Annotated in this window: 13 protein-coding genes; 2 read left to right on the top strand and 11 right to left on the bottom strand. The window is 68.1% G+C overall.

Annotation, left to right across the window (positions count from 1 at the left end; genetic code table 11):
* The first annotated feature begins 1 nt into the window (after position 1).
* Positions 2 to 1471, top strand: coding sequence for a class I SAM-dependent DNA methyltransferase (locus AC04MD_RS01130; protein WP_475495503.1), 1470 nt, complete (start codon positions 2 to 4; stop codon positions 1469 to 1471).
* A gap of 96 nt (positions 1472 to 1567) precedes the next feature.
* Here AC04MD_RS01130 and AC04MD_RS01125 read toward each other — a convergent pair whose 3' ends face one another.
* The 10 genes from AC04MD_RS01125 to AC04MD_RS01080 form a co-directional block, all read right to left on the bottom strand.
* Positions 1568 to 2362, bottom strand: coding sequence for a MipA/OmpV family protein (locus AC04MD_RS01125; protein ID WP_475495502.1), 795 nt, complete (start codon positions 2360 to 2362; stop codon positions 1568 to 1570).
* Positions 2363 to 2768: 406 nt separating this feature from the next.
* Positions 2769 to 4109 (bottom strand): sensor histidine kinase, encoded by a 1341-nt coding sequence (locus tag AC04MD_RS01120; RefSeq protein WP_475495501.1) that lies wholly within the window; start codon positions 4107 to 4109, stop codon positions 2769 to 2771.
* Positions 4102 to 4782, bottom strand: a complete 681-nt coding sequence (locus tag AC04MD_RS01115) for a response regulator transcription factor (RefSeq protein WP_475496146.1) — start codon at positions 4780 to 4782, stop codon at positions 4102 to 4104. The genes AC04MD_RS01120 and AC04MD_RS01115 overlap by 8 nt, the downstream gene beginning before the upstream one ends.
* 76 nt (positions 4783 to 4858) lie before the next feature.
* Positions 4859 to 5845: an aspartyl/asparaginyl beta-hydroxylase domain-containing protein gene (locus AC04MD_RS01110; protein WP_475495500.1), complete on the bottom strand. Its 987-nt coding sequence runs from the start codon at positions 5843 to 5845 to the stop codon at positions 4859 to 4861.
* Between the two features lie 97 nt (positions 5846 to 5942).
* On the bottom strand, positions 5943 to 9035 hold the full coding sequence (locus AC04MD_RS01105; protein ID WP_475495499.1) for an efflux RND transporter permease subunit: 3093 nt from the start codon (positions 9033 to 9035) through the stop codon (positions 5943 to 5945).
* Positions 9032 to 10186 (bottom strand): efflux RND transporter periplasmic adaptor subunit, encoded by a 1155-nt coding sequence (locus AC04MD_RS01100; protein ID WP_475495498.1) that lies wholly within the window; start codon positions 10184 to 10186, stop codon positions 9032 to 9034. The genes AC04MD_RS01105 and AC04MD_RS01100 overlap by 4 nt, the downstream gene beginning before the upstream one ends.
* A gap of 148 nt (positions 10187 to 10334) precedes the next feature.
* Entirely contained in the window at positions 10335 to 10640 is a 306-nt protein-coding gene (locus AC04MD_RS01095; RefSeq protein WP_475495497.1) for a hypothetical protein, read from the bottom strand.
* Between the two features lie 147 nt (positions 10641 to 10787).
* Entirely contained in the window at positions 10788 to 11105 is a 318-nt protein-coding gene (locus AC04MD_RS01090; RefSeq protein ID WP_475495496.1) for a hypothetical protein, read from the bottom strand.
* A 132-nt stretch (positions 11106 to 11237) separates the two neighbouring features.
* Positions 11238 to 11552 carry a hypothetical protein gene (locus tag AC04MD_RS01085; protein WP_475495495.1) on the bottom strand — a complete coding sequence of 105 codons (315 nt, stop codon included), beginning with the start codon at positions 11550 to 11552 and terminating at the stop codon, positions 11238 to 11240.
* Between the two features lie 243 nt (positions 11553 to 11795).
* Complete coding sequence (locus tag AC04MD_RS01080) at positions 11796 to 13088, bottom strand: adenylosuccinate synthase (protein WP_475495494.1); 1293 nt, start codon at positions 13086 to 13088, stop codon at positions 11796 to 11798.
* A gap of 457 nt (positions 13089 to 13545) precedes the next feature.
* Between AC04MD_RS01080 and AC04MD_RS01075 the strand changes: the two genes are divergently transcribed.
* The gene (locus AC04MD_RS01075) at positions 13546 to 13953 is read left to right on the top strand and encodes an endonuclease domain-containing protein (protein WP_475495493.1); all 408 of its coding nucleotides are present in this window, start codon (positions 13546 to 13548) and stop codon (positions 13951 to 13953) included.
* 271 nt (positions 13954 to 14224) lie between these two features.
* Here the strand turns inward: AC04MD_RS01075 and AC04MD_RS01070 are convergent, their stop codons facing one another.
* Positions 14225 to 14410 (bottom strand): DUF2065 domain-containing protein, encoded by a 186-nt coding sequence (locus tag AC04MD_RS01070; protein ID WP_475495492.1) that lies wholly within the window; start codon positions 14408 to 14410, stop codon positions 14225 to 14227.
* Between the last annotated feature and the right edge of the window lie 63 nt (positions 14411 to 14473).

The raw sequence follows: 14473 nt of genomic DNA, 5'->3' as shown, positions 1-14473 counted from the left end.
TATGAATAGCAACACCCTGGTCCAGAAGATCTGGAACTTCTGCAATACCCTGCGCGATGACGGTGTCAATTACGGTGACTATCTGGAACAGTTGACCTCGCTTCTGTTCCTCAAGTTAGCGCATGAGTACTCGCAGCCGCCGCACAGCCGCGAACTGAAGATTCCCAAGAAGTATGGCTGGGCCAGTCTCAAGAGCAAAACTGGCGCCAATCTCGAGGAACATTACCTGGAAGTGTTGCAGAAGCTAGGCGAGAAGCCCGGCATGCTCGGCGCGATCTTCTTCAAGGTGCAGAACAAGATTCATGACCCGGCGAAACTGTCGCGCCTGGTACAGATGATCGATGCTGAAAACTGGCTTAGCATCGAGATTGATATTAAAGGCGATATGTACGAGGGGTTGCTGCAGAAAAACGCCGAAGACACCAAGAGCGGCGCTGGTCAGTACTTCACGCCGCGCGTACTGATCGAGGCTATGGTCGAGTGCATGCGGCCCGAGCCCGGTAAGACAATCGCCGACCCTGCCTGCGGCACCGGCGGTTTCTTCCTTGGTGCCTACGACTGGCTCACCCGAAAAGGCATGAAGCTGGATAGGAACCAACAGAAGTTCCTGAAGCATAAAACTTTCTTCGGTAACGAGATTGTCGCCGCCACCCGTCGTCTTTGCCTGATGAACCTTTTCCTACACAACGTCGGCGATCTCGACGGCGAGCCGACGGTGGACCGCTCCGACGCCCTGATTGCCGAGCCGAAGCAGAAGTTCGACTACGTGTTGGCCAATCCGCCCTTCGGCAAGAAGAGCAGCATGACTATCACCAACGAAGACGGTGAGGAAGATCGGGATGCGCTCACCTACGAGCGCCAGGACTTCTGGCAGACCACCTCGAACAAGCAGCTCAACTTCCTCCAGCACATCGTCTCGATGCTCAAGACCGCGGGCCAAGCCGCGGTCGTAGTGCCGGACAATGTGCTGTTCGAAGGCGGCGCCGGCGAGAAGATCCGTCGCAAGCTGCTGGAAACCTGCGACGTGCACACCCTTCTCCGCCTACCGACGGGCATCTTCTATGCGCAGGGAGTTAAGGCGAATGTCTTGTTCTTCGATCGCAAGCTTGCAGACGGTAAGGTCCATACCAAGGGCGTGTGGATCTACGACTTGCGCACCAACAAGCACTTCACCCTGAAGACCAAGCCGCTGCGTCATGAGGATCTGCAGGAGTTCATCAAGGCGTACAACCCAGCCAATCGCCACAAGCGGAAAGAGTCGGAGCGGTTCAAGTACTTCGACTACAAGACGTTGACTGCCCGCGACAAGGCAAGCTTGGACATCTTCTGGCTGAAGGACGATAGCCTGGATGATCTGGACAACTTGCCTACCCCGGATGTGCTGGCGCAGGAGATCATCGACCACTTGGAGGCGGCGTTGCTCGCATTTCGTGAAGTAGGTATTGCGCTTCCCAGATCGAACGTCGACTAAGGCAAAGCGCCCCTCATCCGCCTTCGGCACCCTCTCCCCGTTGCACGGGGAGAAGGGAACGCGGGGATCGCCCGCTGGGGCTGCGGGTGTCGCGCCTCAGAACCCCCGCGACAGCCCGATGAATATCGAGGCGGTGCTGTCGGTATCCCGCTCCAGCAGGGGGCTGTCGGAGAGTTCATCCGGCAGGTGGCTGTACTTGGCGAAGCTCATGATCGACCACTTCTCGCCGATCGGGCGGAAGTAGCTGAAGCCGATGTGCGGCACCGTCACCGAGTCCGGCTGGTAGTTCACCACCCCGCGCGCCACCTCCTCCTTCAGCGTGCCGTAGTAGTAATTGGCCAGATCGTCCGACTGCCAGGTCACGCCGATGTTCGGCGTCAACTGGCCCTTGCCGACCTGGAACCCATACCCGTACTGCACCGACAGCTCCTGGCCCTCGCTGGTGCCCGTGGCGTCGGCCAGCAACTCGACCTCCAGCTCACCCCCGCGCCCCTTCCACTTCGCCGACATGCCCACGTCGAACCCCTTGTCGCGGTCTTCCAGCAGACGGTAGTCGATGCCGTTGCGCGCCAGCTCCACCCGGCCCAGGTCCTTCACGTCGAACCCGTCGAAGCGGAACTTGCCGATCGCGGCCAGCTCGAACGCATCGTTGTCGATGAACTTCCAGCCCGCGGTGATGCCCTGGAAATAGAACCGCTCGCCGTTGTACGACACCAGCGGGATCGGCATCACGTCCGAGCCCTCGCCCGCGTACTGGCCGTTCTTGATCATCGCGCCCAGGCCCACGCTCCAGCGCGGCGGACCCCCGGGACCGCCCTCGTCATCGTCCGCCTGCGCGAACGCGGTGAACGACAGGCTGGAGAGCAACAGGGAAAGAAGAAGCTTGTTCATGGCAGGCAGGACCTCGTCAGGGGTGGGATTCGCGTCCGCGGTGTCGCGTGTCATCACGCGCGTCGGCGGCCGTCCCCTGCAGAGTGGCGAAGCGATGTCGCTGCTTTGTCGTACGTGGCGGCGGAGCGCTGAACGGATCCTGTCGCCGACCGGGAACGCGCAAGTCCGGGCAGGAGCCGTCATTCCCGCGCAGGCGGGAAGCCAGTGCCTTGGCTTTCGTACGGCGTTCAGTCACTGGGTGACCCGCCATTCGGCTGTTGAGAAGCGCTTCCCGCCTGCGCGGGGATGACGGGCAAAAGCGTCGCCAGCGCTTCGCTGCTAGCGCCTTGGCTTTCGTAAAGCGTGAAGTCACTGGGTCCCCGCCTGCGCGGGGATGACGGGCAAGGGCGGAAAACTCAGCGCAGCTCTAGAGCGGGATGACGCTCGCCGATACGTCCAGGTGCGCGCGGGTGCCGGAGACGGTGCCGGCGTCGATGGCGAGGCGCCAGCCGAAGCGCTCGCAGATGCGGCCGATCAGGAACAGGCCCAGCCCCTGCCCGCGCGTCGGCGTCGCGCTGCGCAGGCTCTCGCGATACCGGCGCGCGGCCTCCACCGGATTGAAACCGCTGCCGGAATCGACCACCGCGATGACGCCGTGCGACAGCGTCACGTCCACATAGCCCGCCTCGGTGTGCTCGATGGCGTTGCGGATCAGGTTGCTGACCGCAATGCGCACCATCGCCTCCGGCGCGGCCAGGTAGGTGGGCGGCAACTCACCGACCCGCAACTGCGCCACCCGCCCCGCCAGCAGGTGCTCATGGTCCTGGACGATGCGCGGCAGGCATTCGTGCAGCGCGGTGACCTCGGCCGGCTCGCTGCCGGCCTCCGGTTCGCGCGCCAGGTACAGCAGCGCGACCATGGTCTCCGACAGGCCTTCCACCGCGTGCTCGATGCGCGCCAGCGCCGGCTGCGACATGTCCGGCAGCGACATCTGCTTGAGTACGTCGACCGCACCGGCGATCACCGCGATGGGCGTGCGGAACTCGTGGCTGGCCTGGTCGAGCAGGCTGCGCTCGCGTTCGATGAACTGCCCCACCCGCTCCAGATGCACGTTGCTGGCCTGCGCGATGACCTGGATCTCCTCGCGCAGGTAGGTCGTCGGCAGGCGCGCGGCACTGTCGCGCGGGTCGATGGCCTGCATGCGGTCGGCCAGGTCGCGCACCGGGCGGACCAGGTTGGCGTGCAACCACGCGACGACCGCCCAGATCATCAACGCGTACGACAAGGCCCATAGCACGCTCCACCAGGAGGTGCGGTTCTGCTGGTCCTCGATCGCGTTGATGTCCACCCGGGTGATCAGTCGCCCCGGCGGCAGGTCGACCACGGCGGCGTGGAAACTGCCGCGGCCCTGGACGTTCTCCAGCTCGGCGAAATTGCGAAAACCATTTTCGGTGGAATAGAACCCGGACGGCAGCTCGGCCAGGTACGACGGCGCCGACGTGGTCGCCTGCCCCGGCGCGAGGTACCACGACCGCACCAGCCCGGTCTGCGGCAGCGTGTCCGCCTCGCCCGCCCGCACGCGCGCCGCGTGGTCGGCCGAGATCGAGCGCAGCAGGTCGCCCCAGTAGGGATGCTCGATCAGGCCCTGGCTGCTGAAGTTCTGGAACGCCAGCGAGGCCGCCATGATCAGGCCGAACACGACCAGCGCGACGGTGATGCCGCCGTGCACGCCGCGCGGCTTGAGGATGCGGGATAAGAACCTAGTCAACGACGCACAACCGGTAGCCGGTGCCGGGCACGGTGTGCAGCAGCGTGGTCTCCGGCGCCTGTTCCAGCGCACGCCGCAGCACGTACATGTGCGAGCGCAGCAGGTCGGTGCCGGGCACCTCGTCGCCCCACGCCGCACGTTCCAGCTTCGCCCGCGAGACCACCTGCGGGCTTTCGCGCATCAGCAGCTCCAGCAGGCGCCGGCCGGTGCGGGTCAGCACGATGCGGCGCCCGCCGCGCTGGATCTCCATCGTGCCCATGTGGAAGGTCAGGTCGCCGACACTCAGCACGTCGTCCGGGGCGGACGACTGGCGCAGGCGCGCGACCAGCGCGCGCAGCCGCACTTCGATCTCCGGCAGCGCCACCGGCTTGACCAGGTAATCGTCGAGGCCGGATTCGAAGCCGTCGATCTTGTCGTCCAGCTGGTCGCGCGCGGTCAGCATGATCACCGGCACCTTCTTCTTCGCCTCGCCACGCAGGCGGCGCAGCACGGTCAGGCCGTCCAGGCGCGGCAGGTTCCAGTCGAGCACGATGGCGTCGTAGTCCTTCGACGAGGCCAGGTGCAGGCCGGACAGACCGTCGGGCGCGGCATCGAGCGTATGCCCGCAGTTCTCCAGGTAATCGTAGAGGTTGGCCGCGAGCTGCGCGTTGTCCTCGATGATCAGGATCGACAGGGAATCGCGGCTCATGGGACGTGCGCCTCGGAACGCGCGGACAGGCGGGAACAGGGAGCAGAAGATCGCGCGGGCATCAGTACAACGCCGCCAGGCCCGCGCGCTCGATCCACTGTAGCACGGCGTAAACAGGCAGGAAGGCGAGCAGCAGGAGCATCGTGTTCAACGAATACTTCAGCAGCACGTACATGCCGCGGCGCTGCGATTTCAGCACGACCGCGCGGGTGCGAAGCGGTGCGACGGCGGCGAACAGTGCGGTCAGCGCGCCGCGCCGGTCCTCGTCGGTATTGGGCACGGCCAGCGCGCGCGCCAGCTGCGAGTACAGCCGGTTGAACGCGCGGCCGAACGGGTTCATCGGCCGCTCGACGTCGCACATCAGGATCAGCCGCAGCGTGTCGGTGTCGTTGCGCGCGTAGTGCGGATAGGTCTCGTCGAACACGAAGTCCTGGCCGTCGCGCCACGACAGCGCCTGTCCGTCGACGTCGATGAAGCAGGCATCGTCGTTCGGCGTGACCAGGCCCAGGTGGTAGCGCAACGAACACGCCAGCGGATCCGAGTGCAGCGTCAGTTCCGCGCCCGGCGGCAGCACCGAGAACATCGCCGCGCGGATGCCCGGCACCTGCGCCAGCAGCCACAGCGTTTCCGGGCACAAGCGCTGCGCCGACGCGTGCGGCGTGCCGTACCAGCTGAGGTAGAACTTCTGCCAGCCGCGCTTGTAGAACGTGCGGAAACCGAGGTCGTGGTAGCCGGCCGAGCCGGGCTGGCTGGTCGCTTCCAGCGCGCCGCTGGCGTACAGCGCCAGCGCCTCGCTGCGGATGCGCGGCCAGTGCGCGCGCAGGATGGAGATACCGTCGAGGTAGCGGCTGTCGATCACCGGCCGCCGTGCGAAACGGTGCGTGGCCAGGTACAGCAGGCAGTTGAACGGCGCGAACACCGGCCAGCTCTTGCGCAGGTAGTCGCCGACACCGGCATAGCGCCGCCGGCCGCGCCAACGGTAGACGTAGGCGATGGACGCGGCCGCATAGAGGGCGACCGCGGCCAGCGCGAGCGTGCTGACGTTCATGGGATATCCCGCAGGAAAAAAGGCGCGGACGGGGGCGCTTGCCTGACCCCCGCCGCGCAAAAAGGACCTGCACCGATGCGTATCCCGTGCATCGCATTCACACGCCTGTCTCCACCGCCGGCGTCTGCGGATGCCGGCGCGCGCCGATGACCGTGCGCACGCGGTCGATGGCGTCGTCGACCAGGCTGTAGACCACCGGCACCACCAGCAGGCACAGCACGGTGGAGGTGATCAGTCCGCCGATGACGACGATCGCCATCGGCGCGCGGAAACTCGGATCCGCGCCAATGCCGAGCGCGACCGGCAGCATGCCGGCGCCCATCGCCAGCGTGGTCATCACGATCGGCCGCGCGCGCTTGCGGCAGGCGTCGACGATGGCGTCGCGCAGCTCCATGCCGTGGTCGCGGCGCGCGATGACGATGTAGTCCACCAGCAGGATGGAGTTCTTGGTGGTGATGCCCATCAGCATGATCAGCCCGATCATCGACGGCATCGACAGCGAGGCGCCGGTGAGGAACAGCGCCAGGAACGCGCCGGGAATCGCCAGCACCAGCGCCACCAGCACGGTCAGCGGCTGCGCGAAGTCCTTCAGCAGCAGCACCAGCACGGCGTAGACGCAGAAGATGCCGGCCAGCATCGCGACGGCGAAACCGACCACCAGTTCGCCCATGACCTCGGCTTCGCCGGTGGCGGCGTGGGCCACGCCGCGCGGCAGGTTGCGCAGGCTGGGCAGCGCGTCGGCGGCGGCTTCGACATCGCCCAGCGGTTGTCCGTTGAGTTCGACGGCGAACTCGACGTTGCGCATGCGGTCGTAGCGCGTAAGTTCCGAGGGGCCGGTCAGCAGCTGCAGGTCGGCGACGCTTTCCAGCGGCACCGGGCCGCGCGCGCCGGGCACCGGCAGGCGGCGCAGCGTGTCGAGGTCGTCGCGGCCGCGGTCGGCCAGCCGCACCACCACCGGCACCTGCCGCTCGCTGAGGTTCAACTTGGCCAGGTCCTGGCGGTAGTCGCCGGCGGTGGCGATGCGCAGCGTCTCGGCGATGGCCGCCGAGGTTACGCCCAAGTCGGCGGCACGCGCGAAGTCGGGCCGCACCACCAGCTCCGGCCGCACCAGGCTGGCCGACGAGGTCACCGCGCCGACGCCGGCAATGCCGCGCAGTTCGCGTTCGACCACCGCGGCATGGCGTGCGAGTGCGGCGCCGTCCTCCGAGGTCAGCACCAGTTCGTAGCCCTCGTCGTCGCCACCGCCGACGCGGATGCGCGCGCCCGGCAGGTCGAGCAGATCCTCGCGCAGGCGGGCTTCGATCTGCTGCCGCGTGAGGTCGCGCTCGCCGCGCGGCGCCAGGTTGGCGGTGAGCGTGGCGCGGGTGACGGTGCCGGGCTGCGCGTCCTCGCCGGGTTCGCCGCCGCCGCTGCTCGCGCCGATAGCGGTGTAGACCGAGACCACCTCGGCGTGCGCGGCGATGAAGTCGCGCGCGCGTTCGGCCAGTGCGCGCGTGTCCTGCAGCGTGCTGCCCGGCGGCAGGGTCAGCGTCACCTGCGCCTGGTTGCCGTCGTCGGCGGGGATGAATTCGCCCGGCAACAGCGCGGCCACGCCGAGTCCCGACACCACCAGCAACGCGGCCGCCGCCGCCGTCGCCGCGCGATGGCGCAGGCAGACACCGACCAGATCCAGGTAGCGCGCCAGCCAGCGCGGCGGCGCGTGCACTTTCTTCGGCGCCTTCAACAGATAGGCCGCCATCGTCGGCGTCAGCATGCGCGCGACCACCAGCGAGAAGAACACCGCCACCGCCGCGGTCCAGCCGAACTGCACGAAGTACATGCCCACCTCGCCGCCCATCAGCGAGGTGGGCAGGAACACCGCGATCAGGGTGAACGTGGTGGCCACCACCGCCAGCCCGATCTCGTCGGCCGCTTCGGTCGCTGCGCGCATCGGCGTCTTGCCCATCAGCAGGTGGCGCTCGATGTTCTCGATCTCGACGATGGCGTCGTCCACCAGCACGCCGACCACCAGCGACAGCGACAGCAGCGACACCGTATTGAGGCTGAAGCCCATCAGGTGCATCACCGCGAAGGTCGGGATGGCCGACAGCGGCAGCGCCACCGCGGCGATCAGCGTGGCGCGGCCGTCGCGCAGGAAGCAGAACACCACCAGCACCGCCAGCGCCGCGCCCTCGTACAGCAGCATCATCGAGCCGTGGTAGTTCTCGGCGATGGGCGTCACGTGGTCCACCGCCTCGGCGAAGACGATTTCCGGATGCGCGGTGCGCAGCTCGTCGATCACCGCGCGCGAGGCCTCGGCCACGTCGAGTTCGCCGGCACCGCGCGAACGCAGCACGTCGAACGCCACCACCGGCCGCCCATCCATCAGCGCCAGCGAGCGCGGCTCGGCGACGGTATCGGTGACGTCGGCCACCTGGTCCACGCGCAACCGGCGGCCGTCGCTCAGGGACACATCCAGGCGCGCGATGTCCCGCGCCGTCTCGACCGTGGCGATGGTGCGCACGGACTGTTCGCGGCCGCCGACATCGACGCGGCCGCCGGAGGCTTCCTGCTGCAGTTCGCGCAGCTGCCGCGACAGGTCGGCGGCGGTGGCGTTGAAGGCCAGCAGGCGCACCGGATCGAGATCGACTCGCACCTCGCGGTCGACGCCGCCGACGCGCGACACCGCGCCGACGCCGGGCACCGCCAGCAGCTTCTTGCTGACCTGGCTGTCGACGAACCACGACAGCGCTTCGTCGTCGCGCGTCGCCGAGGACACGGTGTAGGTCAGCACCGGCGCGGAGGCGAGCTCGCGCTTGCGGATGATCGGGTCTTCCAGGTCGGCCGGCAGCATGGCGCGGGTGGCGGAAACGGCATCGCGCACGTCGTCCATCGCCTCCTGCACCGGCTTGCCGACCTGGAACTCGGCGGTGATCGTGGCGGTACCGTCGGTCAGCGTGGTGACGATGTGCTTCAGGCCCTGCACGTTGGCCAGCGAATCCTCGATCCGGCGCGCGACATCATTCTCCAGCTGCGCGGGCGAGGCGCCGGGCAGCGCGGCCGTCACCGTGATGACCGGGAAGTCGATGTCGGGGAAGTTCTGCACCTTCATCGCCAGGAAACCGCCGATGCCGGCCAGTGTCAGCAGGATGAACAGCAGCGTGGTGGCGACCGGGTTGTGGATCGACCAGGTGGAGACGTTGAGGTTCACGGCGCGCTCCGCGCCAGCGCTTCGGCATGGCTGCGCGCGGGCCCGGCCGCCGCGCCGCGCGGCACCTCGACCACGCGCACGGTGTCGCCCTCGCCGAGGAAGCCGAGGCCGGCCGCGATCACCGCATCGGTGGCAGCGAGGCCGGCGGTGATCTCGATGCGGTCGCCGACGCGGCGGCCGACGCGGACCTTCTTCGCGACGACGTCCGAGGCCGGCCCGACCTGCATGACGTAGTGGAAGCCATCGCGCAGCAGCACCGCGGCCTGCGGCAGCGTCAGCGTGGCGGCTTCGTCGACGTCGATGTGGCCGGTGACGAAGGCGCCGGCACGGATCGCATCGGAGCGCGGCAGGTCGACGTAGACCAGGCCGCTGTGGGTCTGCGTGTTGATGTCCGGCGCGACCATGCGCAGCGCGCCGCGCACCGGCGCGTGCCCCGGCAGCTGCAGCTGCACGGCCTGGCCCGCCGACAGCAGGTCGAGGTCGGCGACGGCGACCGTCGCGCGCCATTCCAGCCGGCCGTCCTTGATCAGGCGGAACAGCTCCTGCCCGGCCGGCACCACCGCGCCGACGGTGGCGCTGCGCGCGGTGATGATGCCGTCGCTGGACGCGAGCACGCGCGTATGCGCACGGCGCAGGCGATGGCGCTGTTCGGTCGCGCGGGCGCCGTCGAGGCGCGCCCGCGCCGCGTCGGCGGCGGCGAGGTACTGGCTGATCTGCTGCGCCGACATCGCCCCGGTGCCGTCCAGCTGGCGCGCGCGTTCGGCATTGGCCTGCGCGTCGGCCGACTCGGCGGCGGCCAGCGCCACCGCGGCGCGCGCCTCGGCGAGGTCGGCATCGACCAGGCCGGCGTCGAACGTGGCGAGGATCTGGCCGCGCCGCACCACGTCGCCGACGTTCACCCGCACCTCGGTCAGGCGCAGGCCGTCCGCTTCGGCACCGACGCTGGCCTCCTGCCAGGCGACGACGTTGCCGGTCGCCGGCACCTGCACGGGCAGCGTGGCCACCTGCGGTGTGGTCATGCTCACCGACAGCACCGGCACCGGCGTGGCGGTGGGGTCGGCCGTGTCGTCGCCGCCGGCGACGACGATGAGCGAAGCCACGGCGACGACGCCGATGACGGCCAGGACAACAGCGATGCGACCGCGCTTCATGGGGAAGGCATTCCTCTGACTCCGGTTCCGCAACGCGCATCGACGCGCCACGGCACACGCAGGACGGCGTGTGCGGGGCGGATGATGGCGGGGGGATGTCGTGGGAATGTCGCGCGGAGCCGACGTCGCCGGCGCGCGAAGCGGAGACTCAGTCGCGGAGTTTCAGCGTCGGGTTCTCATCGATCGTGCCGTCTTCGTTGACCACCACGTAGCGATCGCCTTCGCGGTTGAACAGCACGGGGATGGGGGTCTTGAACAACGGGCGGCGCACGAACTTCAGCCGCCAGTGGAAGGCTTCCATGGTCTGCACGGTGGCCTGCTGCGCGGGCGTCAGGCCGGCCAGCAGCGCGGCCTCTTCCATGGTCGGGGCGCCCTTGCGGCGCTCGGGCGTTCGGGGTGCGGTGCCGGCGGTGTCCGGCTCGGGGAGGTCACGGGGGCGTTGCGGATCCGACATCCGGTGGGGGTCTCCTGATGGCGTGGAAGAACACGCGCGCATGCCGCGCGCGCAGGGCTACACCCTGTATCGGCCGGCAGGAACACAACGTGAGGACGGCTTTTCGAAAGCCAGTCGGGGTTCAGCGATGTCGACGCCGCCGGCGTGTCAGACGCGCAGCTTCAGCGTGGGCTGCTCGTTGAGGGTGCCGTCTTCCTCGATGACGACGTAGCGCGTGTCGCCGCTGTCGAACAGCACGGGAATCGGCGCCTGGAACAGCGGACGGCGCACGAAGGCCAGCCGCCAGCGGAAGATCTCCATCGCTTCCAGCGTGGTCAGCTGGGCGGGCGTCAGGCCTGCGCGCATCGCGTCGGGATCCTGTGCCGGCGCGGGCTTGCGGCGCTCGGATGCGACCGGACGGCTGCCCGGCGCGGGGGCGGTCCAAGGTCCAGTGATGACGGCGGCACGGGCGGCGTTGCGGTACATGGGGAAACTCCAGCGATTACGGTCGACACCTGTCAGCGATAACGGCAAGTCGCGGCCGTCATTGAGCGTCGTGATGACCCATGCAAGGCGCATGCCGGAACGGATGGCGCCCTGCGGACAGGCGATGCGCGATCACGAACGCAGCTGCAGCGTGGGCCGTTCATCGATGCTGCCGTCCTCGCGGATCACCACGTAGCGGGTGCCGTCGCGGTTGAACAACACCGGGATAGGGGCCTTGAACACCGGCCAGCGCACGAACGCCAGCCGCCAGTGGAAGCTCTCCATCGTCTCCAGCGTGCCGAGCTGGGCACGCGACAGGCCGGAGCGCAAGGCGACCGGATCGTCTGCGGCCGCGTCGTCGCGGCGATCGATGAGGTCGACAGGCGACTCGGTGCCGTCGACGTCCAGGTCGGGGATATCGTGGGCCGGATCGTGTTGGGCGTGCATGGCGTACTACTCCGCGGAAGCTGGGCGCGCACGTGCCGTCGGCACGGAGGGCCGACGCAGCGCAATCGAAGGGATGGGACGACGGTCCTGGGCGGTGGCGCGGGATCTCCGGCCAGTCGCTGCCGCACAAAAAAGCCCCGCGCTCGCGGGGCTTCCTTTCGGTGCGGCGTGCAATCCCTGCACACCTCACTCTGTCGGGCTGTCCTGCGATAACAGGACAGCCCTGGCTGAACGTCCGTTCGGTTATGCGAACGGATCCTGCAGCACCATGGTGTGCTCGCGGTCCGGACCGGTGCTGACGATGGCGAGCGGGCAGCCCGAGAGTTCCTCCAGCGCGCGCAGGTAGGCGCGTGCGGCCGGCGGCAGCTTGTCCCACTCGGTGACGCCGTGGGTGTTCTCGTCCCAGCCCGGGAATTCCAGGTACACCGGCGTGCATTCTTCCCAGCCGCCCGCATCCAGCGGCGCGTATTCGGTGCGCTTGCCGCGGTACTCGTACGCGATGCAGACCTTCAGCTTCTCCATGCCGTCCAGCACGTCGAGCTTGGTGATGCACAGGCCGGAGATGCCGTTGATGGCGACGGCACGCTTCAGCGCGACGATGTCCATCCAGCCGCAGCGGCGCGGACGGCCGGTGGAGGCGCCGTATTCCTGGCCGCGGTCGCGGATGCCCTGGCCGATCGCGTCGTCCAGTTCGGTCGGGAACGGGCCGCCGCCGACGCGCGTGGCGTAGGCCTTGCAGATGCCCAGCACGTAGTCGATCGCGTCCGCGCCCACGCCGGTGCCGGCGTACGCGCCGCCGACCGTGGTGTTGGAGCTGGTGACGTAGGGATAGGTGCCGTGGTCGATGTCGAGCAGCGCGCCCTGCGCGCCTTCGAACAGCACGCGCTTACCCTGCTTGCGCAGGTCGTGCAGGATGCCGGCCACGTCGGACTTCATCGGCTGCACGTAGTCGCCGAAGGCGAGCGCTTCGTCGTAGGTCTTCTGGAAGTCGACGGCGTCGACGCCCAGGTACTTGGTCAGCACGAAGTTGTGGTAGTCCAGCGCGGTGCGCAGCAGTTCTTCCAGCTGCTTGGGGTAGTGCAGGTCGGCGACGCGGATGCCGCGGCGCGCCACCTTGTCTTCGTACGCCGGGCCGATGCCGCGGCCGGTGGTGCCGATGGCCTTGCCGCCGGCGGCCTTTTCGCGGGCCTGATCGAGGGCGATGTGGTACGGCATGATCAGCGGCGTGGCCGGCGAGATCTTCAGGCGCGAACGCACTTCCACGCCGGCGGTTTCCAGCTCGGCGATTTCCTTCATCAGCGCGGCCGGCGACAGCACCACGCCGTTGCCGATCAGGCACAGCGCGTCGGGTCGCAGGATGCCGGAGGGAATCAGGTGAAGAACGGTCTTCTTGCCACCGATGACCAGCGTGTGGCCGGCATTGTGGCCGCCCTGGAAGCGGACGACGGCACCGATTTCCTCGGTGAGCAGATCGACGATCTTGCCCTTGCCTTCATCGCCCCACTGGGCGCCGAGAACGACGACTGACTGACCCATGACGGGTAACTCCTCGATTGTTGGCGGCCATCGGGGCCGCCGGAAGGGGTCGCGCTGGTCCATGGCGCCGTTGCCGCCGGCAGGCTCCATCGGGGAGCCGCCCGCCACGCCGGGCCCAGACACGGAAAAAGCCGGCGGTCTTCCCACGCAGGGAGCCCGTCCGGCTTTTGTGCATTATCCGGGTTTCCGGGGACGGGGGCTACCCTGGAGGGCGTGGCGCGTTGGGTGTTCAGAAATGGGGTGAAGAGCGGCCCCTGATCCACCTTCGGCACCTTCTCCCCCGTCGGCACGAGGGGAAGGAGAAGCCCATGCCTGCGCTTCCCTTCTCGCTGCGAAGCGGAGAGAAGGTGCCCGGAGGGCGGATGAGGGGCGCTTTCCTATCCGCGTCCACGCCCTTTCCCGATCCCATCGACGCCAATCGCCACCGACGCTGTCTCCATTCCCTCGGAGACCCTCCATGCGCAGCACCCTGGACCACGAACGCGAGCACCGCCTGCGTCGCGAGCAGACCGACGCCGAACGGACACTCTGGCGGCAGCTGAGGAACCGTCGCCTGCTGGGATGGAAATTCCGTCGACAGCACAGGATCGGACCTTACTTTGCGGACTTCGTCTGCCTGGAGGCTGGACTGGTGATCGAACTCGACGGGAGCCAGCACCTCGATGGCGTCGCATACGACGCGGTGCGTACGGCTCGGCTGCGGCGCGAAGGCTTCGGGGTTCTGCGATTCTGGAACGACCTGGTGTTGCGCGAGACGGATGCGGTGCTGGCCGCCATCACCATCGCGCTCGCCCCTCATCCGCCTTCGGCACCTTGTCCCCGCACGCGGGGAGAAGGAGAAGCCAGCGCCGGCTCTCATCAATAAGGATTGTCGTGGCGGATAGGAAAGCGCCCCTCATCCGCCCTCCGGGCACCTTCTCCCCGTTGGCACGGGGAGAAGGAAAAGCCGGCCGCTGCCCTTCGCTTCTCCCTGCAAAGAAAGCCGGCCGTCGCTCTTCCCTTCTCCCTGCGGAGCGGGGAGAAGGTGCCCGGAGGGCGGATGAGGGGCGCTTTCCCGTCCGCTACCGGAAAGACACCAAAGGATCGGACAACAGGCCGACGGCGCGCTCAGGCACACCGCTTGATACGCGCGGTACTCAGCGCTTCAACGCCCATAGAAACGTCAGTCCGAAGATCAGGATGAACCCGCCCACCGCGCGCACCTGGCCGTCGGACATCCGCAGCAGTTGCACGACGGCGCGCTTCCAGCTGGCCGGCACGGCGAACAGCACCAGGCCTTCGAGGATGGCGACCAGGCAGAGGGCGGACCAGAGTTCGGACATGGGCGTGATTCCTGGCTCGCCGGCGATGGCGAGGCAATGAAGACGGAGGGCTGAAACGGCGCC

Source organism: Pseudoxanthomonas sp. LjRoot206, from assembly GCF_056175725.1.
Note: the sequence above shows the minus strand (reverse complement) of the source record. Positions and strands in the feature narration are given on the sequence as shown.

Excerpts from the sequence above, each read along its gene's own strand:
- AC04MD_RS01085 (WP_475495495.1), bottom strand. The coding sequence starts at position 11,552 with ATGCACGCCCAACACGATCCGGCCCACGATATCCCCGACCTGGACGTC.
- AC04MD_RS01095 (WP_475495497.1), bottom strand. The coding sequence starts at position 10,640 with ATGTCGGATCCGCAACGCCCCCGTGACCTCCCCGAGCCGGACACCGCC.
- AC04MD_RS01110 (WP_475495500.1), bottom strand. The coding sequence starts at position 5,845 with ATGAACGTCAGCACGCTCGCGCTGGCCGCGGTCGCCCTCTATGCGGCC.
- AC04MD_RS01090 (WP_475495496.1), bottom strand. The coding sequence starts at position 11,105 with ATGTACCGCAACGCCGCCCGTGCCGCCGTCATCACTGGACCTTGGACC.
- AC04MD_RS01075 (WP_475495493.1), top strand. The coding sequence starts at position 13,546 with ATGCGCAGCACCCTGGACCACGAACGCGAGCACCGCCTGCGTCGCGAG.
- AC04MD_RS01125 (WP_475495502.1), bottom strand. The coding sequence starts at position 2,362 with ATGAACAAGCTTCTTCTTTCCCTGTTGCTCTCCAGCCTGTCGTTCACC.
- AC04MD_RS01100 (WP_475495498.1), bottom strand. The coding sequence starts at position 10,186 with ATGAAGCGCGGTCGCATCGCTGTTGTCCTGGCCGTCATCGGCGTCGTC.
- AC04MD_RS01130 (WP_475495503.1), top strand. The coding sequence starts at position 2 with ATGAATAGCAACACCCTGGTCCAGAAGATCTGGAACTTCTGCAATACC.
- AC04MD_RS01080 (WP_475495494.1), bottom strand. The coding sequence starts at position 13,088 with ATGGGTCAGTCAGTCGTCGTTCTCGGCGCCCAGTGGGGCGATGAAGGC.
- AC04MD_RS01070 (WP_475495492.1), bottom strand. The coding sequence starts at position 14,410 with ATGTCCGAACTCTGGTCCGCCCTCTGCCTGGTCGCCATCCTCGAAGGC.